The 21611-nt window shown below is 65.9% G+C and carries 20 protein-coding genes; 18 read left to right on the forward strand and 2 right to left on the reverse strand.

Translation table 11 applies throughout. The features are described 5' to 3' along the window. Positions 1–52: 52 nt before the first annotated feature. Positions 53–307, reverse strand: coding sequence for a hypothetical protein (locus tag ABD115_RS03735; protein ID WP_343958348.1), 255 nt, complete (start codon positions 305–307; stop codon positions 53–55). Positions 308–394: 87 nt separating this feature from the next. On the opposite strand from ABD115_RS03735, the gene ABD115_RS03740 reads away from it, so the two are divergent. Both ABD115_RS03740 and ABD115_RS03745 read left to right on the forward strand, forming a co-directional pair. Further along, positions 395–850, forward strand: coding sequence for a MarR family winged helix-turn-helix transcriptional regulator (locus ABD115_RS03740; RefSeq protein ID WP_343958350.1), 456 nt, complete (start codon positions 395–397; stop codon positions 848–850). Positions 851–891: 41 nt separating this feature from the next. Then, positions 892–2277 (forward strand): M16 family metallopeptidase, encoded by a 1386-nt coding sequence (locus ABD115_RS03745; RefSeq protein ID WP_343958352.1) that lies wholly within the window; start codon positions 892–894, stop codon positions 2275–2277. 78 nt (positions 2278–2355) lie between these two features. Here ABD115_RS03745 and ABD115_RS03750 read toward each other — a convergent pair whose 3' ends face one another. Further along, positions 2356–3888, reverse strand: coding sequence for a biotin carboxylase (locus ABD115_RS03750; RefSeq protein ID WP_343958354.1), 1533 nt, complete (start codon positions 3886–3888; stop codon positions 2356–2358). A gap of 41 nt (positions 3889–3929) precedes the next feature. Here ABD115_RS03750 and dapB point away from each other — a divergent pair, with 41 nt between their 5' ends. The 16 genes from dapB to recA all read left to right on the forward strand — a co-directional run bounded on the left by dapB (position 3930) and on the right by recA (position 21611). Beyond that, positions 3930–4685 carry a 4-hydroxy-tetrahydrodipicolinate reductase gene (gene dapB, locus ABD115_RS03755; protein ID WP_343958356.1) on the forward strand — a complete coding sequence of 252 codons (756 nt, stop codon included), beginning with the start codon at positions 3930–3932 and terminating at the stop codon, positions 4683–4685. Beyond that, positions 4682–5131 carry a hypothetical protein gene (locus ABD115_RS03760; protein ID WP_343958358.1) on the forward strand — a complete coding sequence of 150 codons (450 nt, stop codon included), beginning with the start codon at positions 4682–4684 and terminating at the stop codon, positions 5129–5131. The genes dapB and ABD115_RS03760 overlap by 4 nt, the downstream gene beginning before the upstream one ends. Positions 5132–5257: 126 nt before the next feature. Then, positions 5258–6856, forward strand: a complete 1599-nt coding sequence (locus ABD115_RS03765; protein ID WP_343958360.1) for an APC family permease — start codon at positions 5258–5260, stop codon at positions 6854–6856. 182 nt (positions 6857–7038) lie between these two features. Next, complete coding sequence (locus tag ABD115_RS03770) at positions 7039–7848, forward strand: thymidylate synthase (protein WP_343958361.1); 810 nt, start codon at positions 7039–7041, stop codon at positions 7846–7848. Further along, the gene (locus ABD115_RS03775; RefSeq protein WP_343958363.1) at positions 7845–8348 is read left to right on the forward strand and encodes a dihydrofolate reductase; all 504 of its coding nucleotides are present in this window, start codon (positions 7845–7847) and stop codon (positions 8346–8348) included. Before ABD115_RS03770 ends, ABD115_RS03775 begins: the two co-directional genes overlap by 4 nt. A 70-nt stretch (positions 8349–8418) precedes the next feature. Continuing rightward, positions 8419–9396, forward strand: a complete 978-nt coding sequence (gene dapA / locus ABD115_RS03780; RefSeq protein WP_343958365.1) for a 4-hydroxy-tetrahydrodipicolinate synthase — start codon at positions 8419–8421, stop codon at positions 9394–9396. A gap of 14 nt (positions 9397–9410) precedes the next feature. Beyond that, positions 9411–11087, forward strand: coding sequence for a ribonuclease J (locus ABD115_RS03785; RefSeq protein WP_343958367.1), 1677 nt, complete (start codon positions 9411–9413; stop codon positions 11085–11087). Between the two features lie 2 nt (positions 11088–11089). Beyond that, positions 11090–12160: a lipid II:glycine glycyltransferase FemX gene (locus tag ABD115_RS03790; RefSeq protein ID WP_343958369.1), complete on the forward strand. Its 1071-nt coding sequence runs from the start codon at positions 11090–11092 to the stop codon at positions 12158–12160. Next, positions 12160–13752 (forward strand): murein biosynthesis integral membrane protein MurJ, encoded by a 1593-nt coding sequence (murJ, locus tag ABD115_RS03795; protein WP_343958371.1) that lies wholly within the window; start codon positions 12160–12162, stop codon positions 13750–13752. The genes ABD115_RS03790 and murJ overlap by 1 nt, the downstream gene beginning before the upstream one ends. A gap of 162 nt (positions 13753–13914) precedes the next feature. Next, a complete protein-coding gene (locus tag ABD115_RS03800) occupies positions 13915–15246 on the forward strand; it encodes a peptidoglycan DD-metalloendopeptidase family protein (protein ID WP_343958373.1) in 1332 nt (443 codons plus the stop codon). Positions 15247–15310: 64 nt separating this feature from the next. Then, positions 15311–18262: a DNA translocase FtsK gene (locus ABD115_RS03805; RefSeq protein ID WP_382389498.1), complete on the forward strand. Its 2952-nt coding sequence runs from the start codon at positions 15311–15313 to the stop codon at positions 18260–18262. Positions 18263–18289: 27 nt separating this feature from the next. Beyond that, a complete protein-coding gene (pgsA, locus tag ABD115_RS03810; protein WP_343958375.1) occupies positions 18290–18895 on the forward strand; it encodes a CDP-diacylglycerol--glycerol-3-phosphate 3-phosphatidyltransferase in 606 nt (201 codons plus the stop codon). After that, entirely contained in the window at positions 18888–19454 is a 567-nt protein-coding gene (locus ABD115_RS03815) for a CinA family protein (protein WP_343958377.1), read from the forward strand. The genes pgsA and ABD115_RS03815 overlap by 8 nt, the downstream gene beginning before the upstream one ends. 203 nt (positions 19455–19657) lie before the next feature. Further along, positions 19658–19981, forward strand: a complete 324-nt coding sequence (locus ABD115_RS03820) for a helix-turn-helix domain-containing protein (protein ID WP_343958379.1) — start codon at positions 19658–19660, stop codon at positions 19979–19981. Positions 19982–19987: 6 nt separating this feature from the next. Next, positions 19988–20212 (forward strand): DUF3046 domain-containing protein, encoded by a 225-nt coding sequence (locus ABD115_RS03825; protein WP_343958380.1) that lies wholly within the window; start codon positions 19988–19990, stop codon positions 20210–20212. A gap of 334 nt (positions 20213–20546) precedes the next feature. Next, the gene (recA, locus tag ABD115_RS03830) at positions 20547–21611 is read left to right on the forward strand and encodes a recombinase RecA (RefSeq protein WP_343958382.1); all 1065 of its coding nucleotides are present in this window, start codon (positions 20547–20549) and stop codon (positions 21609–21611) included.

The following is a 21611-nucleotide window of genomic DNA, read 5'->3' on the forward strand; positions in this document are numbered from 1 at the left end:
GGCGCTTCGTGGTTTTGGGGGTGACGCTGCGGGGGAGCAGCGCCGGGCCTGGTTACTTGTCGCGGCTCGGGATGAGCCCGAACGCGACCCAGAAGCCGACCGCGTCGACGACGATGCCGCCGCCGAACAACCAGAAGGCCCACTCGGGCACGCTGAATGACATACCCATCATGTAGAACCCGCCGAACACCAGCACCATAGCCAAGACGACGAGGAGCACCTCTGACACCGGCATGCGCGGCGTCGGGCTGGGCTCGAAGAGCTGCTCTGGGGCGGACTTCTCGGTGGTGGATTCGCCGAGCGACATAACTTACCTCACAAATGATTGGGGCACGAATGAATGCTGTACAAAGCAAGTATAGGCGACGCCGCAAAAATGCGCGAGAATGAGGGCATGGAAGACGTAGACCCGCTGCTGCTTGAGCGCCAGGTGTGTTTCGCCCTCTCCGTTGCCTCCCGCAGCGTGATCGGCGCATACAAGCCAGTGCTCGACCCGCTCGGCATTACGCACCCGCAGTACCTCGTGATGCTCGCGCTGTGGGAGCACCGCCAGCTGTCGCTCAACGAGCTCGCGCAACTGCTCAGCCAGGAGCCATCGACCCTGTCACCGCTCGTGAAGCGGCTCGAGCGGGAGGGGCTCGTGACTCGCGTGCGCAGCACGAGCGACGAGCGCAGGCTCGAGATCACGCTCACCGAAGCGGGGGAGGCGCTGCGCGAGCGGGCGACCGCGGTTCCGCACGAGATGGCGCGGCGACTCGGCATGAGCCTGCCAGAGCTCACCGCGATCCACGAATCAATGCTCCGGCTCATTAACGCCGCGAAGCAGGCGAACGGCGCAGCCGAGAACTAGGCGAGGCATCGCGGCTGCGCCGGGCGGGCTAGTCTGGTGGGATGCGCGAACCCATTCTGTTTCCACTCGATCTCCCCGAACTCGCCGTTGAACTCGGCGGCGGCACGATTCGCCGCACGGTGCACCCGAGCGGCCTGCGAATTCTCACGGAGCACATGCCGGCCGCCCGCTCAGTGACGATCGGGTTTTGGGTGGGCATCGGTTCGCGCGATGAGCAGGCGGAGCGCAGCGACGCGCCCGGCAGCCTCGGCTCGACGCACTTCCTCGAGCACCTGCTCTTCAAGGGAACGCCACGCCGCGACGCCTACGAGATCGCCACGAGCTTCGATCGCATCGGTGCCGAGCACAACGCCCTCACGGCGAAGGAATACACGTGCTATTACGCCAAGGTGCGCGACGCCGACTTTGAGCAGGCCGTCGACTCGCTCGCAGACATGGTGGCGAACTCGGTGCTCGACCCGGCCGAGTTCGAAAACGAGCGCGACGTCATTCTCGAAGAGCTCGCGATGGCCGCCGACGACCTTGGCGACGTCGCGAGCGAGCGCTTCTTCGAGGAAGTGCTCGCTGGCCACCCGCTCGGTCGGCCCATCGGCGGCACGCCCGAGACGATCCGCGCCGCAAATCGCGATGCGGTCGACCGGCACTACCGCGACCGCTACGACCCGTCGACGCTTGTCGTGACGGCCGCGGGTGCGGTCGACCACGACAGGCTCGTCGAGCTCGTGCTCGCGGCGCTCAATGCCTCGCACGAGGAGCGCTGGCACACCGACACGGCGCGCACGCCCGAGCGCAGGGCGCGCGGTGCTGAGGCAGTGGCTGCGGCACCGGCTGCGGCGTCAGTGTCAGCAACACCCGCGGCGGCCCCGAACATCGTGAAGGTCGAGCGCCCGAGCGAACAGATCAACCTGCTGCTCGGCGCCCCCGGCTTCGTCGCGGGCGACCCCAGGCGGTTCGCGTTCGGCATGATGAACTCGGTGCTCGGCGGGGGCATGTCGAGCCGGCTCTTCCAAGAGATTCGCGAGAAGCGGGGCCTGGCCTACACGACCTATTCGTTCGGCGCGAGCTACTCCGACGCCGGGCTCTTCGGGATCTTCGCGGGCAGCGCGCCCGAGAAGACCGCGCAGGTGATCGAGCTCAGTCGCGAGGAGCTCGCCAAGCTCGCAGCAGACGGCATTACCGAGGAGGAGTTCGAGCGCTCCCTCGGGCAGATCGCTGGCTCGTCGGCGCTCGCGCTCGAAGACACCGAGACCCGCATGGGGCGCCTCGCGCGCGCCGAGCTCGGCGCTGGCGAGCTCTATGACCTCGATACCTCGCTCGATCGCTTCGCTGCGGTCACCCAAGACGAGATCAAGGCCGTCGCCGCGCACTTCGCAAACGCGCCGCTCACTGTCGTCGCTGTCGGCGACACCGCGAGGTCGGGGCTGTAGCGCGCCGCGATCCGCCCCGCTCGATGGCCACGGTGGGCGGATCGCGCTACCGCGGCGTGCCGGGCGCCGTTGCCCGAGCTATTCCCCGCGCAGCCGGCGAAGCCCGGCGCGCCAGTACAGCTGAATAGTCGGCAACCGCTTGCCCTCGTACTTGCCGAGCAGCGACGGGATGAGCCGCTTTGTCTCAGCGTTGAGTGCGTGATGCTCCTCTTGCGAGCGCCGGCGGGTGATCAGCATGCCAATGTCGACGCCGCGCGATACGATCTCGCCCGGCCCGCTGCTGCGAAACCAAAACGCCTCGTCAGGCTCGTCGATCTCTTGCCAGTCGAGGTCGGGGGAGAGGAACTCGAGCGACCCGCCAGCGCCGATGCGGTAGCGGCCCGTGCGTGGGGCCACGTCGGTGCGCTCCGTTGCGGGGCGCTGGTGCTGAATCACGAGCGTGCTCCAGGTCTGGCCGTCGAGGGCGCGGCCGCGCTCCGCCTGGATCTCGTCGAGGTCGAGCTCGAAATCGGCGCCAGAGTATTCGAGCACGTGGTACGCGAACATCGGCAGCGTCGTCTGCGCATCTGTGGCTTCGCGGCCGGTCGCGGGGGTCGTGGAGAGGCCCTGCAGGTTTGAGTGCGACGCAGAGCCGGTGATGCGCGGGTTGAGCTCGCCGAGGTAGACCTCGCCCGAGTCGGTGTCGACGAGCAGGTCGATGCCCAGCGTGCCCCGATACCCCTCTTCGGCGAGCCGGTCGCTGAAGCGCTGCACGAGGCTGACCGCGCGCTGCCTCGTCTGCTCCGATATGAGCCCGGGGTAGAGCTCGCTGCCCGCCCAGCCACCCTTGTACTGCGTGAGCTCGGGGTGGCCGGTGATCTCGCGCAGCACGGGGCCGACGACGGTGCCTGCCCGCGTGATCACCGCGTCGGCGGCGAACGAGCGGTGGTTGATGCGCCGCATCACCTTGATTTCGGGCGCCGCGGATCCGCCCCCAGAAATTTCGCCGGCAACCCTGTCAAAATCGGCCTGCGAGGTCACGAAGAAGGTCGTGCGGCCCGAGTCACCGTACGGCAGCTGCACCACGAGGTCGTCGCCGAGGCCCGCGGCAGCGGCCTGCTCGCGCAGATCGTCCCAGCCCGACACAGTCGTGAGAATATTCGGCACGCTCTGCGCCCCGGCATCGTTGCCGATCTGCGTCGTGACGATCTTCGAATCGAGGCGCTCGCGCAGCCTCACCGGCGGCATGATGAGCTCGTAGCCGAGCTCGCGGCACAGCCGCTCAGACTCCTCGTCGAACATCGAGATCACGACCTGCGGCGTGTAGCCGGCCGGCGTTGACCTGCGAATGTAGGCCTGCACTTGGTCGTTGGCGAGCAGCCAGTTCACCACGTTGAGGTTGCCGCGCGGCTCGAGCTTCGGCACGTTCGTCGGGGCGAAGGCGTTCGGGTGCGCCCCGTCCCAGCTGTCGCTCAGCGTGACGTAGCGAAACCCGCCGACGACGCGGTCGACGCCGAGCAGGTTCGTCGCGCTGCGGCTGATGTAGAAGATGGGTTGCGGTGACTCGGCGAGGTACGTCTTGATCTCGTCGAGCGTGCGGAGCGTCGCCCTCGGCGGCTGAGCAGCAGTCATGCATCGAGAGTACCGCAGCGGTGCATCGCTAGACTCGAAGCATGAGCGAGAGTGTACGAAGTGTTGCGGTTGCCGGAGCGTCGGGCAGGCTGGGCAGCCTCATCTGCGAGGTGGTTGCCGAGCACCCCGAGTTCTCGCTCGCTGCGCGGCTGACGAGCCGCAGCGCGCCCGAGGAGGGCGCAGCCGCCGACATTCTGGTCGACGTGACGACCCCCGATGCGTCGCCCGCGATCGTTGAGCGCGCGCTTCGGCGCGGGCAACGGGTGCTCGTCGGCACGAGCGGGTGGTCTGCAGATCGGCTCGCAACGCTCGAGCGCCTCGTCTCCGACGTTCCCGGTGCCGGCGTGATTCTCGTGCCAAACTTCTCGCTCGGTTCGGTGCTCGGCACCACACTTGCCGAGATCGCCGCGCCGTACTTCTCTTCGATCGAGGTGATCGAGGCCCACCACGCAGGCAAGATCGACTCGCCGTCGGGCACCGCAGTGCGCACCGCGGAGCTCATGGCCGCAGCGCGCGAGGCCGCGGGGGCGGCGCCCGTCACAGCCCCGTTCGCCGAGCAGCGGGCGCGCGGCGAACTCGTCGGCGGCATCGCCGTGCACAGCCTGCGACTCTCGGGCGTTGTCGCGCAACAGGAGGTGCGGTTTGGTGGCGCCGGCGAGGTGCTCACCGTGCGCCACGACACGCTCTCGGGCGAGAGCTACGTCGCCGGGATTCGCGCGGCGCTCGAGGCGGTGCGCGGGGCGACGGGGCTCACCGTCGGGCTCGACCGCATTCTCGGCATCGGCGGGCGCGCATGAGCCCCCGCGCGCGCGCCGTGCTCGGCGTGATCTTCATGAGCGTGCTGCTCGCGCTGTATTTCGCGCTCGCGGGCGTGAAAGCCGTCGCGCTGCTCGGCTCTGGTGATGTCGTCGCCATCGCTATGGGCGTGGCACTGCTGGTGTTTCCGCTGCTCGGGGTGTGGGCGCTCGCGCGCGAAATCATGTTTGGTTTCTCGTCGACGAAGCTCGTCGACGAGCTCGAGGCGGCGGGGGAGCTGCCGCCGGAGCTCATCGACGTCGAGGTGACGCGCGCCGAGGTGCGCGAGGTCGCCGACGCCGCTTTTCCGCGGTATCGAGAGGCGGCCGAGGCGGATCCGCGGAGCTGGCGAGCATATATGCGGCTCGGCCTCATCTATGACGCCGCCGGCGACAGAAAGCGCGCGAGAAGTGCGATTCGGCAAGCGATTGCGTTGCGGGGCGACTAATTTCGTGTTCTTTTGCCGATGAATTAGGGCATATCGACCGAATCGGCTTACAATCTTCCGCGTAACACAATGGCCAGCCCACAAGGCAACCGGCCGTTTGCATCCGATGGAGGACGATAGAACGCGATGAGTAAATACGACCTCGGCGAGGCCGATCCGGCTACCCGTACACTCGATTCAGTCTCGGGAATCAGTAAGAAGGGCCTCGAGTCCGGCACTGTCGGGGTGATGGGCGCGCTCGTGATCGGTCTCTCGGTGTGTGCCCCCGCGTACACGCTGACCTCGGCAATTGGGCCGGCGGCAAGCGAGGTCGGGTACCAGACCCCCGCGATCTTCCTCATGGGCTTTTTGCCGATGCTGCTCGTCGCGATCGGCTACCGGGCGCTGAACACCGCGATGCCAGACTCGGGCACCTCGTTCACCTGGGCGACGCGCGCTTTCGGGCCCTGGATTGGGTGGATGGCCGGCTGGGGGCTCATCGCGGCCACCGTGCTCGTGCTCTCAAACCTCGCGGGCATCGCGGTCGAGTTCCTGTTCCAATCGATCTCGATCATCGCCGATAACCCCGATATCGCGCTCCTGTCTGAGAACAAGTTCATTAACATCGCCGTCTGCCTCGGCTTCATGGCTATCGCAACGTTCATCTCGTACCGCGGCATGACCTCGACGAAGATCTTCCAATACATCACCGTGTTCTTCCAGGTCGCGGTCATGCTCTGGTTCGCGACCGCAATGTTCATCGGCGCGGCCGACCCCGCAAACACCGAGGGCCGCATGCCCGAGCTGTCGTGGTTCAACCCGCTCGAGGTGTCGAGCTTCAGCGCCTTTGCCGCCGGCATCGCCGTCTCGATCTTCGTCTACTGGGGCTGGGACACCGTGCTCACGATGGGCGAAGAGACGAAGAAATCGAAGGGCCGCATCTCGACCGAGAGCAAGGCCGCGATGATTCTCGTGTTCATTCTCGTCGTGATGTATGTCGGCACCGCGGCCGCAACGGTCGCCTACGCCGGCATCGAGGACGGCCCGACAGGGCTCGGCAACACCGACATCGCCGAGAACGTGTTCGCAGCCCTCGCGCACCCGGTGATGGGCCCGGCAGCCATCTTCCTCTCGCTCGCGATTCTCGTCTCGGCAATGGCGTCGATCAACTCGACCGCTATCTCGCCGGCCCGCACGCTGCTCGCGATGTCGCACTACGGCGCGATCCCGGCTGCGATCAAGAAGATTCACCCGAAGCACAAGTCGCCATACGTCGCGCTGTTCCTGTCGTCGATCGTCGCGTCGGTGTTCTACGCGATCATGCGCTTCATCAGCGAAGACGTGCTTTGGGACACGATCACCGCGCTCGGCATGATGGTGTGCTTCTACTACGGCATCACCGCGCTCGCGAGCACCTGGTACTTCCGCAAGCAGGCGCCGCGCGAGGGCGCCGGTGCGCTCATCTCGAAGGTGATTCTCCCGGGTCTTGGCGGCGTGCTGCTCCTCGTTGTATTCGTGCAGACCACGATCGACAGCCTCGACCCCGCTGCCGGCTCCGGAAGCAACATCGCCGGCATCGGCCTGGTCGGCCTCATCGGCATCGTGATGCTTGGCCTGGGCGTCGTGCTCATGCTCATCCAGTCGCGCGTGTCACCCCGGTTCTTCAAGGGGCAGGTGCTGAGCACGACGGACGCAACGAACGATACTTCGGCAATGGAGCTGTTCGACGACGGGCTCGACGGCTAGTCTCGGCGCGCCAAGCGAAGGCCCGCCCCCGGGGTTCCGGGGGCGGGCCTTCGCGTGCCTGCGTGACTGCGTGGCGCTTCGCTAGGCAATCAACCCTAGATCTGCTCGAACCCCGCCTGTGCTGCCTATCTCGTGCAGATCTCAGGGTCTGCGCAGATTTCGGTGGCGGTACGATGGAGAGCATGACTGCAGCGGCGATTCCTACCCCCTACGAAGACCTTCTCAGGGAGGTGCTCGAGCACGGCACCCCGAAGTCAGACCGAACGGGCACGGGCACCCGCAGCCTGTTTGGTAAGCAGCTTCGCTTCGACCTTGCCGAGTCGTTTCCGCTGATCACGACAAAGCGGGTGCACTTCAAGTCGGTTGCGATCGAGCTCCTCTGGTTTCTGCGCGGCGAGGGCAACGTCGAGTTTCTGCGCGACAACGGCGTGACGATCTGGGACGAGTGGGCTGACGAGCAGGGCGACCTCGGCCCCGTCTACGGGGTGCAGTGGCGCTCTTGGCCGACGCCGGGCGGCGAGCACATCGACCAGATCGCCGAGGTCGTTGAGCAGATTCGCTCGAACCCCGACTCGCGCAGGCTCATCGTCTCTGCCTGGAATGTCGCAGACATCCCCGACATGGCGCTCGCCCCCTGCCACGCCTTCTTCCAGTTTTACGTGGCAGACGGCAAGCTGTCGTGCCAGCTCTACCAGCGCTCTGCAGACATGTTCCTCGGCGTGCCCTTCAACATCGCCTCGTACGCACTCTTGACCCTGATGATCGCGCAGCAGACCGGGCTCGAGCCAGGTGAGTTTGTCTGGACTGGCGGCGATTGCCACATCTACGACAACCACGTCGATCAGGTCACCACCCAGCTGGGCCGCGACCCGTTCCCGTACCCGCAGCTGCGACTCGCCGAGCGCGGCTCGATCTTCGACTACGCCTACGAAGACTTCGAGCTCGTCGGCTACGAGCACCACCCCGGCATCAAGGCACCGGTGGCCGTATGAGCGAACTCGGCATGATCTGGGCGCAGGCAAACGACGGCGCCATCGGCCGGGCGGGAGCGATGCCGTGGCACCTGCCAGAAGACCTCGCCCACTTCAAGCAGGCCACGCTTGGCGCGCCAGTGATCATGGGCCGCCGCACCTGGGAGTCGCTCCCGGAGCGCTTCAGGCCGCTGCCGGGGCGCGAGAACATCGTCATCTCGCGCGACCCCGGCTTTGTGGCCGAGGGCGCGGTGACGCTGACCTCGCTTTCTGCCGCCGTCGCCAGGGTGCGCGGAGCCAAAGCCTGGGTCATGGGGGGCGGGCAGCTGTACCGCGAGGCGATGCCGCTCGCGAGCGAGCTCGTTGTCACCCGCATCGACGTCACGGCACCCGACGCCGACACCTTCGCGCCCGTCATCGGTGCAGAGTGGAAGCTCGTCGATGCCGGGGATCCGCACACCGCGGCAAGCGGCATCGGGTACCGCTTCGAGCGTTACGAGCGGAGCGACGCTGCCGCGTAGTTGCGGGGGCAATTGGGCGCTTACGGCTCTGTCTGCCGCTCAGCGCCCGGCAATCCGGTAGCCTAGTGAAGTGGCAAACGTAGAGAATCCTTTCGGGCAGGTGCTCGTCGCGCTCATCACCCCCTTCGACTCGGAGGGCGAGGTCGATTGGGCCGCGACCGAACAGCACATCGACGACTGCATCGTGAGCGGCGCAGACGGCATCGTCGTCACCGGCACCACGGGCGAGACCTCGACGCTCACCGACCCCGAGAAGCTCAAGCTCGTCGAGGTCGCGAAGTCGGTCAGCAGCGGCCGCGCGAAGGTCATCACGGGCGGCGGCTCGAACGAGACTGCGCACGCCATCGAGATGTACAAGGCCAGCGAGAAGGCTGGCGCCGACGGTGTCATGATCGTCACCCCGTACTACAACAAGCCCACGCAGGCTGGCCTGCTCACGCACTTCCGCATGGTCGCCGACGCGACCGATCTGCCCGTGATTCTCTATGACATTCCGGGCCGCGCCGGCATTCCCATCAAGTACGAGACGATCCTGCGGCTCGCGAAACACCCGAACATTCTCGCGGTGAAAGACGCCAAGGGAGACCTCAGCGAGGTGAGCCGCGTGCTCAACCAGACTGACCTGATGTACTTCTCGGGCGATGACCCGAACGTGCTGCCGCACCTTTCGATCGGCGCAACCGGGCTCATCGGCGTGACCGCGAACATCGCGGCCGCGCCCTACCGCGTCATTGTTGACGCGGTGAACGCGGGCGACCTGCACACCGCCCGTGCAGCTCACCAGCAGCTCGAGCCGCTCGTGCGCGCCGCAATGACGCACGTCCCAGGCACAGTCGCGGTAAAGTATATTCTTCACGGCCTCGGCCGCATCTCGAGCCCCCGCGTTCGGCTCCCGCTTGTCGGGCCGGAAGAGTGGGAAGCAGCGCTCATCGAAGACGACCTCGCACTCGTTCGCGACGTGCCCGGCGTCGACCTTTCAAACTTCAGGCCGGACCGCAACGCGGCTGCCGGCGGTGCCCTGCCCAAGATTGCAGGCACCACCCGCTAATAACAGGAGGCCAAGTGCCCAACGCTCCATACGCTCCGCCCAAGCTTAAGAAGGGCACGCTTCGCATCACACCACTCGGTGGCCTCGGTGAGGTCGGCCGCAACATGACCGTCTACGAAATTGACGGCAAGTTGCTCGTGGTCGATTGCGGCGTGCTCTTCCCGGAGGAGCACCAACCGGGGGTCGATCTGATCCTCCCCGACATCACCCAGATTGAGAACCGCCTGCAAGACATCGTCGCGGTCGTGCTCACCCACGGCCACGAGGACCACATCGGCGGCGTTCCGTACCTGCTCAAGCGGCGCGAAGACATTCCGCTCGTCGGCTCGAAGCTGACCCTCGCGTTCGTCGAGGCGAAGCTCAAGGAGCACCGCATTCGCCCGAAGACGACGCTCGTCGCCGAGGGCGACCGCGTGAAGTTCGGGCCCTTCGACCTCGAGTTCATCGCGGTGAACCACTCGATTCCCGACGCGCTTGCCGTCGCGATTCGCACCGACGCGGGCATGGTCATTGGCACCGGCGACTTCAAGATGGATCAGCTGCCGCTCGACGGCCGCATCACCGACCTGCGCGCGTTCGCTCGCCTCGGCGAAGAGGGCGTTGACCTCTTCATGACCGATTCGACGAACGCCGAGGTGCCGGGCTTCACTGCGCTCGAGAAAGACATCGGGCCGGTGCTCGAGCGCGTCATCGAAAAGGCGACGGGCAAGGTCGTCGTCGCGAGCTTCTCGAGCCACGTGCACCGCGTGCAGCAGGTGCTCGACGCCGCCTCGAAGAACGGCCGCCGCGTCGTGCTGCTCGGCCGCTCGATGGTGCGCAACATGAAGATCGCCTCCGACCTCGGCTTCCTCAACGTGCCAGAGGGCGTGCTCGTCGACCTCAAGAAGAGCGGCGACATCCCAGACCACCGCATCGTCTACATGTCGACGGGGTCGCAGGGCGAACCGATGGCCGTGCTCAGCCGCATGGTCAACAAGGAGCACCAGGTCGAGGTTGGCGAGGGCGACACCGTGATCCTCGCCTCGAGCCTGATCCCGGGCAACGAGAACTCGGTCTACCGCATCATCAACGGGCTCATGAAGCTTGGCGCCAACGTCGTGCACAAGGGCAACGCGAAGGTGCACGTCTCGGGGCACGCCTCAGCCGGGGAGCTCATGTACTGCTACAACATCGTGCGGCCGAAGAACGTCATGCCGATTCACGGCGAGTACCGGCACCTCATCGCGAACGCCGGCGTCGCGATCGAGACCGGAGTGCCGCAGAACCGCACGATCATCGCCGAGAACGGCACGGTCGTGGATCTTAACGACGGGGTTGCGCGCATCGTTGGCCAGCTACCGATCGACTTCATCTACGTCGACGGCAAGAGCGTCGGCAAGGTGACAGACGACGATCTGCGCGATCGCCGCACCCTCGCGGAAGAGGGCTTTATCTCGGTCATCACGGTCGTCGAGACGACGCTCGGCCAGATTGTCTCGGGCCCCGAGATTCACGCCAAGGGTGTTGCCGAGGCTGATCACGTGTTCGACAAGATCAAACCGCAGGTCGCCGACGCGATTGAGAAGGCGATGAAGGAGGGCGTCACCGACCAGCACGCGCTGCAGCAGGTCGTGCGCCGCACCGTTGGCCGGTGGGTCGGCACGAAGCTGCGCCGCAAGGCGATGATCGTTCCCGTTGTGGTGGTTGTCTAACGGTGCACAATCTTCGTTACGCTACCGCACACGAGATTACGCAGTGGGACGAGCTCGTCGAGCGCGCCCCGGGCGGCGGTGAGATTTGGCAGAGCCGCGAGTACGCGGAGGTGAAGCGCCACCAGCGCTACTCGCCCCGCTACGTCGTCGGTGAGGAATATCCAGCGACGCTCGTGCTCGAAAAGCAGATCCCGCTGCTGGGCCGCTTCTGGTACGTGCCCGGCGGCCCCGACGTGTCGATCGACGCGGCTGGAACGCCTATGAGCGCGACGGAATATGTCGCGCGCGCGGAGCGTCTCGTCGAGTTCGCGCGCGCCGAGGGCGTGTTCTTGCTGAAGGTGGAGCCGCGGCTCATCGCGAGCGACGAGGCGTTCGCCACGCTCGCCGCGGCCGGCTACCAGCCGGGCGCGCACGTCTTGCCGCATGTCTCGACAATCGTGCTCGACATCTCGGGCGATGAAGACGAGATCATGGCGGGGTTCTCGTCAAGCACCCGCACGAAGATTCGCAAGGCGGATCGCGAGGGGTTTGACGTGCGCCGCGTTGCTGCGAGCGAAGAGAACTGCCGCATCATGTTCGATCTGCTCTCGGGCACTGCCGAAGACAAGTTCGAGCTGCGCCCGTACGAGTACTTCCGTGACTTCTGGCAGAGTTTCCAGGCGGCAGGTCGAGGCCAGCTCGTGCTCGGCTACGACGGCGACGTGCCCGTGGCGGGAATGTTCGCGACGGCGCTCGGGCAGACGAGCGGGTACAAAGACGGCGCGTCGGCGAAGGCCAAACTGCCAACCGGTGCGATGTATCGCATGCAGCTCGAGCTGATCCGCTGGGGCAAGGAGCAGGGCGCGACCCGCCACGACCTCATCGGCACCCCGCCGAGCGATCAGCTCGACAACAAATCCCACAGGCTCTACGGAGTCGGTCAGTATAAGCTTCGTCTTTCAAAAGACGTGACCGATTTCGTTGGCACCTTCGACCTCGCGTTGCGTCCGCGCCAAGCGAAGCTGTGGAAGATGGTGGGTGATCGAATCGCCCGGCGTCACGCGCTCGCCGTACGCAAGGATGTGTTCTACTAATGGCTTCAGCCCTGCAGCGCGCGAGCGCGATCATGGCCTCAGGCACGATGGTCTCGCGCGTGCTCGGCCTCGCCAAGAGCATGCTGCTCATCTACGCGATCGGTCAGCTGTCTCGCTCGGCCGACGCCTTTGCCAATGGCAACGTGCTGCCGAACACGCTGTACATGCTGCTCGCCGGCGGCATGCTGAACGCCGTGCTCGTGCCGCAGATCGTGAAGTCGGTAAACAACCCCGACGGTGGGCGTGCGTACCTGAACAAGGTGCTCACCCTGGTGTCGGTCGCGCTCTTCGCGGTGACCGCGCTCGCCCTCGTCGCGGCCCCGGCGCTGATCTGGCTCCTCTCGCCCGAGTGGCCAGAGGAGCAGCGTAACCTCGCGATCGCGTTCTCGTACTGGTGCATTCCGCAGATCATTTTTTACGGCTGGTACACCGTGCTCGGTGAGGCGCTCAACGCGAAGAAAGTCTTCGGGCCGTTTACCTGGGCCCCCGCGATCGCAAACGTCGTCGCGATCGCGGGCATTCTCGCCTACATTCTCATCTTTGGCGCGTCGAACAACCCGCCGGTGAGCGGCTGGAACGGCTGGTCGATCGCACTGCTCGGCGGCAGCGCGACGCTCGGCATCGCGGCGCAGGCCCTGATTTTGATTTGGCCGTGGCGCCGGGCGGGGCTCGGCTTCTCGCCCGACTTCCAGTGGCGCGGCGTCGGGCTCAAGCAGACCGGCAAGACCGCGTTCTGGGGGCTCGCAGCGGTCACCGCGATGACGCTCGGCGGGTTCGTGACAACGCGCATCATGAACATGGCATCGGGGGAGGGCCCAGCGCTGTTCGCCATGCAGCAGATCTGGCTCGTCTTCATGCTGCCGCACTCGGTGATCGCGGTGTCGCTCATCACCGCCTACTTCACGAACCTTGCCGAGCTCGGGCAGGCTGGCAACATTCCCGAGTTCAAGCGGAGCTTTGTCGCCGCCTCGAAGCAGGTGTCGATGCTCATGGTGTTTGCCGCCGCGCTGCTGTTCATGGCCGCGCCGTTCGTGAGCCGGGTGATGTGGGCGTCTGGCACCGCAGAAGACATCGCGATCATCGCACAGGTGATTCGCGTGTACTCAGTAGGTCTCGCGGCCTACAGCCTGATGTTCACAACGCAGCGCGGCTTCTTTGCCCTGTCTGACGCGAAGACGCCGTTCTATTTCATCTTGGCCCAGCTGATACTGCTCATCGTGGGCACCAGCGTTGCGGTGCTGTACGTCGAGAAGGCGCAGATTGGGGTCGCGTACGCCGGTGTGTGGACGCTCACGACGGTGGGGCAGGCCCTGTTTGCGCTCTGGCTGCTGAAACGGAAGATCGGCGATTTCGGGGTGAAGGAGCTCTGTGGGAGCTTCGTTCGCTTCACGCTGGCCGCGCTGCCCGCGCTCATCGCGGGGTACGCGCTGAGCAATCTCAGCGCGATCATAGCGCCCGAGTTTGGCGTCGTTCTCGCAATTATCTTTGCCCTGGCTATTTCTGCGGTTATGGGAATCATTTACGTTGCGATGCTCTTGCTGTTGCGCGTCCCAGAGGCAAGTGGGCTCGTTCGTCGGGTGTTGCGTCGATAGCGAGCGTGTGATGCATAATTGTTGAGGGTGCTTTCCCCAGATCGGCCACGAAATTGGCCTCCTGGCCTGGAAACCCTCACGTTCAACTGGTAGGTTACGCAAGATAGTTGTTTCCGCCGCGCCGGTTGCAGCGCCGAATCACACAGGGAGCGAGATCTCACAATGACGAGCACGTCACAGCCAAGACTGCGCCGCAGGGCGGGGCTTACGCTCGGCATGGCCGCCGCCGGTGCCGTGCTTCTGAGTGGCCTGAGCGTTGGTGGGCTCACGCCAGCAAGCGCCATCGTCTCCGACCTGCCGACCTGGCAAGACGTCGAGAACGCTAAGCAGAACGAGGCCGCCGCCGCTGCGAAGGTTACGGAGATCAAGGCGCTGCTGGTGCAGGTGCAGCAAGAGGTCGAGCGCACCAGGGCCGAGTCTGAGACCGCCTCCGTGAAGTACGACCAGGCCGCGTCGCAGCTGCGCGACGCGCAGGCGCGAATGGAGACGCTCGACACCCAGGCGAAGGCCAGTGAGGCAGAGGCCGGTCAGGCCTCTGAGCAGGCGGCCGGGCTCGTTTCGCAGATCTACCGCTCAGGTGGGGTCGATCGCAACCTCAGCCTCTTCCTTGAATCTGACGGCAGCACCGCAGACGCGCTGCTCGACCGCCTGGCCCAGACCGAGAAGGCAACCGAGCGCAACACCACCATCTGGCAGAACGCCGAGCGCGCGATGAACTCTGCCCAGACACTTGGCGAGCAGGCGGATTCGGCCCGAGCCGAGCGTGACAAGCTTGCTCAGGAGGCCGACGACAACCGCCAGCGCGCCGCCGAGATCGCCGACGCGGCTCGCACGAAGCAGCTCGAGCAAGAGGCCAACGAGAAGCAGCTGCAACAGCAGCTTGAGGCCCTCGAAGACAAGACCACGAACACCACCAAGGGCTACCAAGAGCGCCTCGTGCTCGAGGAGCAGGAGCGTCAGCGGCTCGAGGCAGAGCGGCGTGAGGCGGAGCGGCGCGCTGCCGAAGAGGCGGCGAACAACGCCAACAACGGCGGCGGTGGCGGCACCGCTCCCGGTGGCGGCGGTGGTACCACGAACCCCGGCGGTGGCGGCGGCACGGCCACCGGTTGGGCGCTGCCCCTGCCGCGAGGCTACTGGGTGTCGACCGAGTGGTGGGGCTACTACGGCCACACCGGCATGGATCTCGCTATCGGGCAGGGCACACCGATCTACGCAGCGGCTGCTGGCACGGTTTCGTTCTCGGGCTGGGCCGGGCAATATAGCTACGGCAACATGGCGAGCATCGACCACGGCGGGGGAGTCTCGACGCTCTACGGCCACATGCAGTACACCCCGTCGGTGAGCCTGGGGCAGTACGTTGGCGCCGGCCAGTTCATCGGCTACGTTGGCAGCACTGGCAACTCGACCGGGCCGCACCTGCACTTTGAAACGCTCGTTGGCGGTGTTCCGACGAACCCGCGGCCGTTCATGGCAAACCGGGGCATCTACTTCTAAGCGAGTCTCGGGGCACGCCGCCACGTGCGAACGTAATGTCGGCGGCGCCTTGTACCGTATTCACATGGCCAAAAACGCTTCGCCGCGCGGGGGCTCTGCCGGTTCTCGAACGCAGGGTGCCTCTTCGAAGGGCGCCTCAAAGGGTGCGCAGTCGCGCGCCTCTGGCGCGCGCGGCTCCACCCGCACTTCGGCCACGACCAAGGTGCTCATGGTCGAAGAGGAGCGCGAGGGCTTCGCCGTGCGCGCCTGGCTCGGGCTCTCACACGCGGTCGGGGCGGGTGCGCGTGCGTTCCGCTCCGAGCCGCTCGAGGCAGACGCGAGGCGCGACGGTTTTCCGATGCTCCTCGTGCTGTTGGCGCTCGCCGGTGCGGTCATCGAGTGGTTTCTTATCGGCAACAGCGTCGCGACGCAGCTCGATATCTGGACGTTTGGGGGGTTGTTCGGCCGCATAGCGTTCGGCCTGCCCATCATCATGGCGGGGTTTGCGCTGTGGCTGTTCAACAACCCGTCGACGGTAAACGATAACCGACGCATTGCGATCGGCTTGTTCTTGGCGCTCGCGAGCTCCTCGGGGCTCGCGCACGTGCTCGGCGGTGCGCCGAAGCCGCGCGACGGTATGGCGAGGCTCGCCGAGGCAGGCGGTCTGCTCGGCTGGCTGATTGGTGCGCCCCTGAACCTCGCAACGGTGTGGGTCGCGGTTCCCGTGCTCAGTTTGCTGCTCGCGTTCTCGATTCTCATCGTCACGAAGACCCCTCCTGGCAAGATCGTTCACCGGCTGCGCGAGGGCTACGCCTATCTGTTTGGTGCGCCAGCGCCCGAGCAGCGTGAGCCGCGCGCCGCGGCAGAGGCCGGCGACGAACAAGCGAAGAGCAGTGAACTCTTCGACCATTCCGACGAGAAGGGCGACTCGCTTCCGTGGTGGCGCCGCAACGCGACCGGCCGCGAAGAAGACCCGAACTTCCTCCCCGATCCCGCGGCGATCGACGAGGTGCTCGCGTCGGGTGACGCGCCTCAGCCGGGCGCCTTCGAGTCGGCGCTCACGCCAGAAGAACCGACCGATGTGTTCGAGAGCGACGTGTTCGCCGGCCTCCAGGGGCTCGACAGCCTCGAGGGCGTCGAGCAGGCCGCAGCCGGCACCAGGCGCGGCTCGGGCCTCGGCGACGACTCCTTCGACAGTTTTGCCGAGCCCCTCGCAGAGCCAGAGCAGCAGCCCGCCGCCGAGCAGCGCGAGTTCAGCGTCGCGCCGCCGCACGCGCCGGCCACGCAGGCCGATTACTCGCTGCCTGCGCAGATGCTGCTGTCGGCTGGCAGCGCGCCGAAGACCCACACCGAGGCCAACGACCAGATCATGGCGGCGATTGCGCGCGTGTTCGAGGAGTTCAAGGTCGACGCGGTGGTCTCGGGCTTTTCGCGTGGCCCAACCGTCACCCAGTACGAGGTCGAGCTTGGCCCAGGCGTGAAGGTTGAGAAGGTGACGGCGCTGTCGCGCAACCTGTCGTACGCCGTCGCCTCGAACGAGGTGCGCATCCTCTCGCCGATTCCGGGCAAGAGCGCGATCGGCATCGAGATTCCCAACAAAGATCGTGAGAACGTCGCGCTCGGCGACGTGCTGCGCAGCGCGAAGGCGCAGCGCAGCACTCACCCGATGACCGTGGGCATCGGCAAAGACGTCAAGGGCGAGTTCGTGCTGGCGAACCTCGCCAAGATGCCGCACCTGCTTGTCGCTGGCGCGACTGGCTCCGGCAAGTCGAGCTTCATCAACTCGATGATCACCAGTCTGCTCATGCGGGCCACCCCCGCCGAGGTGCGCATGGTGCTCGTCGACCCGAAGCGCGTCGAGCTGACCGTCTACCAGGGCGTTCCGCACCTCATCACGCCTATCATCACGAACGCCAAGAAAGCTGCCGAAGCACTGCAGTGGGTCGTGAAAGAGATGGATATGCGCTACGACGACCTCGCGTCGTTCGGTTTCAGGCACATCGATGACTTCAACGCGGCGGTGCGCGACGGGTCCATTCGCCTCCCAGAGGGCAGTCAGCGTCAGCTCAAGCCGTATCCGTATCTGCTCGTCGTCGTCGACGAGCTCGCCGACCTGATGCTCATCGCGCCGCGCGATGTTGAAGACTCGATTCAGCGCATCACGCAGCTGGCCCGCGCGGCAGGCATTCACCTCGTGCTCGCGACGCAGCGCCCCTCGGTGAACGTCGTGACCGGTGTCATTAAGTCGAACGTTCCGAGCCGCTACGCGTTCGCGGTGGCCTCGGGAACAGACTCGCGCGTGATTCTCGACGAGGTCGGCGCCGAGCGCCTCATCGGCCAGGGCGATGGCCTGCTCTTGCTCAACGGCGAATCTAGCCCGATGCGCGTGCAGGGCGCCTGGGTCGACGAGACCGAGATCGCCCGCGTCGTTGCTCACGTGAAGGGCCAGGCGCAGCCAGAGTACCGCGCAGACGTGCAGCAGGCAGCCGAGAAGAAAGAGATCGATGCCGATATCGGTGACGATCTCGAGGTGCTTGTCGCCGCAATCGAGCTCGTGGTCACGTCTCAGTTCGGTTCGACGTCTATGCTGCAGCGCAAGCTCCGCGTCGGGTTCGCAAAGGCAGGCAGGCTGATGGACCTGATGGAGTCGCGCGATATCGTCGGCCCCTCCGAGGGGTCGAAGGCCCGCGACGTGCTCGTTGCCCCCGAGCAGCTCGGCGAGGTGCTCAACCGCATTCGTGGCGGTGGCTCGCAGCCAAGCTTCGGATCCGCCCCGGCGGCGCAGCAGGCCCCGGCGCCCGCCGAGCTACCGGCGCAGCCCCCCGCGCAGCCCCCCGCGCAGCCGCCCGCCGCAGGCGAGGCCGCCACCGATGTCATCGTGCCAGTCGAGGCGGGCGCGGGCACATTCGAGGCCGACTCTCGATACGACGACCCGCTGGCACAGCGGGAGGCCGCGGCGACAGAGGCCTACGACTACGGCGACGATGACGATGACGAGGGCTCCGAAGATGCCTGGCAGCTCACGGGCCGCGACTAGAGCCGTTCGCCCAGGTAGAGTTGGCGCATGAACTCTCAGGCGGTCAGCAGCGCAACGCCCAGTAACTGGAACGCGCCGAACATCATCACCGCGGCTCGCATCGTTGCCACACCGTTCTTTCTCTGGCTGCTGCTCGCCGCGGGGGGCAACGAGGCGATGCGCTGGGGCGCCGCAGCATTCTTCGTGGTGGCGATTGCGACCGACGCGCTCGACGGCTACCTCGCGCGCTCGCGTGGGCTGATTACCGACCTCGGAAAGCTGCTCGACCCGATCGCCGACAAGGCGCTGACCGGTGCGGCGCTGGTCGGGCTTGCGATCATCGCCGAGCTGCCCTGGTGGGTCGTGGCGGTCGTGCTCGTCCGCGAGATCGGAATCACGATTCACCGCCTCATGATCGTGAGCGACGTTGTCGTCGCTGCGGCCTGGATGGGCAAGCTGAAGACCGTTGCGCAATCGATCGCGATCGCGCTCGCCCTCACCCCGCTCGCGCACCTTTCGGGGGCAGCGGGAGCAGTGTTTACCTGGGTCAACATCGTCACGATGTCGATCGCAGTCTTCCTGACCATCGCGAGCGGCATCGACTACATCGTTGCCTTCGTGCGCGGCCGGGGTTCGGCGACGCGCAATGCCTGAATCTGGGCGCGCCGCGCCTGCACCTGCCGACCTGCTGGCGGCCGAGATCGTTGAGAGAGCGGCGCGGCTGGGGCTGCGCATCGCAGTAGCCGAGTCGCTCACAGGCGGAATGCTCGCGTCTCGCATCGTTTCGGTGCCGGGGGCCTCCCGGGTGCTCACCGGGGCGATCGTCGCGTACGACACCGCTCTGAAGGCGTCGTTGCTCGGTGTCGACCCGGAGCGGCTCGCGGCCAACGGCCCCGTCGACGCCGAGGTGGCGCGACAGATGGCCGCCGGCGTGCGGGTGGCGTGTGCCGCGCCAGCCGCCGGGGAGCCGGTCTCTGGTGCGCCCCTGCCAGCAGACATCGGTGTGGCTACGACTGGGGTCGCGGGCCCGCTTCCCGACGCGCAAACCGGTCAGCCGGCTGGCACCGTGTGGATCGGCGTGAGCTCACCGCTCGGTGACCGATCCGAGCGGCTCGCGGGCGCCGAAGGCGACCGAGCGGCGATCCGTGAGGCTTCGGTGGGCGGGGCGCTCGAGCTGCTTGCCGCCGAGATCGCGCTGCTCGAGGGGCGATAGGCTCAGTTATTTCCTGGAAAACCCTGAGAATTCGACAATACCTGAGTGTAGCCGACTCAAGTTCAGGGAATTCGGGGAATAGACGGGGTAGTCTCTTGGTTGTTCCCAGTGTCACGGTAAGTGGTGGTGAATGCCGAACTGGCGTTTGCCGGGTAAAGTAACATGCACGGCCGCGGGGTCGTGCAGATTCAAGGAGGTTGCACATGCTGCTAGTACGTCAAGAAATCGGTGATGTGCTCCGCGACTTCCGCTTGCAGAAGGGGCGCACGCTCCGGCAGGTTGCTGGCGATGCGAGCGTTGCGCTCGGGTACCTCAGCGAGGTTGAACGCGGCCAGAAAGAGGCTTCGAGCGAGATTCTCGCCGCAGTTGCCGACGCCCTAGACACCCCGCTGTCGGTGATTCTCGGTGAAGTGAGCGAGCGCCTGGCAATTGTCGAGGGGCTGTCGATGCCCATGCCGAGCCGGGTTCCCGACACCGTTCCGGTAGATCTTGTGTCGGGGTACAGCCCCGAGCTCGTCACCCGCTAGCGAGAGATGCGCCACCGCGCCTTTCGTGCCGCAGTCGCCGAGGAGTTTGGTGAAGCTCACTCCGGGGTGTTGCTGCGAGATTACTGGTTGGCCGCCCTGGGCTCCACGCCAGACGAAGCTCTTGCGCGTGGCGTCTCGCCCCGCGAGGTCTGGGAGGCGCTCTGCGTGGAGTTCGAGGTTCCAGAGGTGCGCCGTCACGGGCGCGGCCTCGCCGATCCGCAAGACGGCTGAGTGAGGGCCCGGGTCGCGCCTAGCGCGGCTCGGGCCTTTTGCGTGCCCGGGGCCGCGATGGCACGAACGCTGCGCCTCTGCTGCCGCGGTGATTGTGCGACACGCCGCGTGGCCGCGTTCGAATATGTGTTCGAACAGTGTTATCTTCGTCCACAGGTAGTGAATCTGTTCTCAAACTCCTCGATTCGAAGCCGCCCGCGCACAATGTCGGTGGTTCGATCTAGAGTCTGAAACCAGGGAATTACCCAGCCTTGTCAGCATCAAACGCGATGCCCTGACAGACGGTAGGCAGCAACTGAGCGGTTTGGCCGCGCGAACACGTAAGGAAGACATCATGGCAGCACCGAAGGATCGCGAGAAGGCCCTCGAATCGGCTCTCGCACTCATTGATCGCCAGTTTGGCAAGGGCGCAGTCATGCGCATGGGGAGCCAGGAGCGGCAGGCCGTCGAGGTTATTCCCACCGGTTCGGTCGCGCTCGACGTTGCCCTCGGCATTGGCGGCCTCCCGCGCGGCCGCATCATCGAGATTTACGGCCCAGAGTCTTCGGGCAAGACCACGCTCACGCTGCACGCGATTGCAAACGCCCAGCGCGCGGGCGGCATCGCCGCGTTTATCGACGCTGAGCACGCCCTCGACCCCGAGTACGCAAAGAAGCTCGGCGTTGACATCGACGCGCTGCTCGTTGCCCAGCCAGACACCGGTGAGCAGGCACTCGAGATCGCCGACATGCTGATTCGCTCGGGCTCGGTCGATCTCGTGGTCATCGACTCCGTTGCAGCCCTCGTGCCCAAGGCCGAAATCGATGGCGACATGGGCGACAGCCACGTCGGGCTGCAGGCCAGGCTCATGTCGCAGGCGCTCCGCAAGATTACCGGCAGCCTGAACTCCACGAAGACGACTGCGATCTTCATCAACCAGCTGCGCGAGAAGATTGGTGTCTTCTTTGGTAGCCCAGAGACGACTTCGGGTGGCAAGGCGCTGAAGTTCTACGCCTCGGTTCGTCTCGACATTCGCCGCATTCAGACACTGAAAGATGGCCAAGATGCGGTCGGCAACCGCACCCGCGTGAAGGTCGTGAAAAACAAGATGGCCCCGCCCTTCAAGCAGGCCGAGTTCGACATTCTGTACGGCACTGGCATCTCACGTGAGGGCTCGCTGATTGACTACGGCGTCGAGCACGGCCTCGTGAAAAAGAGCGGTGCCTGGTACACCTACGATGGCGACCAGTTGGGCCAGGGCATGGAGAATGCCCGCCGCTTCTTGCTCGCGAACCCCGACACCGCACTCGAGATCGAAGAGAAGATTCTCACGAAGCTCGGTGTGAACGGTCGCAAGGAAGAGGAGGCGCCGGCCGAGCCAAACGCCGATACTGGCGAGGCACTCGCCGCGAGCGCATAG

Source organism: Leucobacter albus, assembly GCF_039528015.1.
Taxonomy (GTDB): domain Bacteria; phylum Actinomycetota; class Actinomycetes; order Actinomycetales; family Microbacteriaceae; genus Leucobacter; species Leucobacter albus.

Excerpts from the sequence above, each read along its gene's own strand:
- ABD115_RS03770 (WP_343958361.1), top strand. The coding sequence starts at position 7,039 with ATGACTGCAGCGGCGATTCCTACCCCCTACGAAGACCTTCTCAGGGAG.
- ABD115_RS03740 (WP_343958350.1), top strand. The coding sequence starts at position 395 with ATGGAAGACGTAGACCCGCTGCTGCTTGAGCGCCAGGTGTGTTTCGCC.
- ABD115_RS03825 (WP_343958380.1), top strand. The coding sequence starts at position 19,988 with ATGCGCCACCGCGCCTTTCGTGCCGCAGTCGCCGAGGAGTTTGGTGAA.
- ABD115_RS03805 (WP_382389498.1), top strand. The coding sequence starts at position 15,311 with ATGGCCAAAAACGCTTCGCCGCGCGGGGGCTCTGCCGGTTCTCGAACG.
- ABD115_RS03765 (WP_343958360.1), top strand. The coding sequence starts at position 5,258 with ATGAGTAAATACGACCTCGGCGAGGCCGATCCGGCTACCCGTACACTC.
- ABD115_RS03820 (WP_343958379.1), top strand. The coding sequence starts at position 19,658 with ATGCTGCTAGTACGTCAAGAAATCGGTGATGTGCTCCGCGACTTCCGC.
- ABD115_RS03775 (WP_343958363.1), top strand. The coding sequence starts at position 7,845 with ATGAGCGAACTCGGCATGATCTGGGCGCAGGCAAACGACGGCGCCATC.
- ABD115_RS03750 (WP_343958354.1), bottom strand. The coding sequence starts at position 3,888 with ATGACTGCTGCTCAGCCGCCGAGGGCGACGCTCCGCACGCTCGACGAG.
- pgsA (WP_343958375.1), top strand. The coding sequence starts at position 18,290 with ATGAACTCTCAGGCGGTCAGCAGCGCAACGCCCAGTAACTGGAACGCG.
- murJ (WP_343958371.1), top strand. The coding sequence starts at position 12,160 with ATGGCTTCAGCCCTGCAGCGCGCGAGCGCGATCATGGCCTCAGGCACG.
- ABD115_RS03815 (WP_343958377.1), top strand. The coding sequence starts at position 18,888 with ATGCCTGAATCTGGGCGCGCCGCGCCTGCACCTGCCGACCTGCTGGCG.
- dapB (WP_343958356.1), top strand. The coding sequence starts at position 3,930 with ATGAGCGAGAGTGTACGAAGTGTTGCGGTTGCCGGAGCGTCGGGCAGG.
- ABD115_RS03760 (WP_343958358.1), top strand. The coding sequence starts at position 4,682 with ATGAGCCCCCGCGCGCGCGCCGTGCTCGGCGTGATCTTCATGAGCGTG.
- recA (WP_343958382.1), top strand. The coding sequence starts at position 20,547 with ATGGCAGCACCGAAGGATCGCGAGAAGGCCCTCGAATCGGCTCTCGCA.
- ABD115_RS03745 (WP_343958352.1), top strand. The coding sequence starts at position 892 with ATGCGCGAACCCATTCTGTTTCCACTCGATCTCCCCGAACTCGCCGTT.
- ABD115_RS03735 (WP_343958348.1), bottom strand. The coding sequence starts at position 307 with ATGTCGCTCGGCGAATCCACCACCGAGAAGTCCGCCCCAGAGCAGCTC.
- ABD115_RS03800 (WP_343958373.1), top strand. The coding sequence starts at position 13,915 with ATGACGAGCACGTCACAGCCAAGACTGCGCCGCAGGGCGGGGCTTACG.